The sequence below is a fragment of the Stenotrophomonas maltophilia group sp. RNC7 genome (genome assembly GCF_030910085.1).
Lineage (GTDB): Bacteria > Pseudomonadota > Gammaproteobacteria > Xanthomonadales > Xanthomonadaceae > Stenotrophomonas > Stenotrophomonas sepilia.
The window spans coordinates 1-522 of sequence record NZ_JAVFVN010000454.1; the positions used below are offsets into that span (position 1 = coordinate 1).

Below are 522 nucleotides of genomic sequence, written 5' to 3' on the forward strand. Positions count from 1 at the left end.
TGGCCCGCGCCAACGGCCTGGACCAGGTCGGCGCCGAGCATATCAGGGATGTCGTGCTGTGCCACGACTGGCAAGGGCGGCGCGCGCGCTCGGGGAGTCGGTCATGAAAAAGGTGATTTCACGTCATCAAAAGGCCAATCAGGTTCAGGCAACGCCACAAGCAAAAAGTCAACAATACGGGCAGCCGCAGTCGTGGTATAGCGAGATGAGCCACCTTTCTCCAGCGGATACCCGTATTGCGCCAACTGATACAGCAGGGCGGCACCGTCCTTTGCTTTTGCAAGCATTGCGCACAGAACAACGGGCTTCTGTTCAGGGTCCTTCCATACCTTATGGCGCCTCCAGAATCCTGGCGCTTCAAGCAAGAGCCGATCTGCTAGAGGCTCGGCGTCAGTTAAAAGCTGCCGCCAGGCGGGCTGGCCCATCCCAGCTGCCCGCGCCGCGAGCGCCTCAATATCCCCCCGCCCCTCGAACTGGCTTTCTATCTCTCTTGCGATACCTCGCGCAGCGTGTGCGTACTTA

Annotated in this window: 1 protein-coding gene; it reads right to left on the reverse strand. The window is 60.0% G+C overall.

Going from position 1 to position 522, the window contains the following annotated elements:
- Positions 1-101: 101 nt before the first annotated feature.
- A partial coding sequence (locus RCF13_RS07855; RefSeq protein WP_308141044.1) for a hypothetical protein occupies positions 102-522 on the reverse strand: 421 nt, incomplete at its 5' end.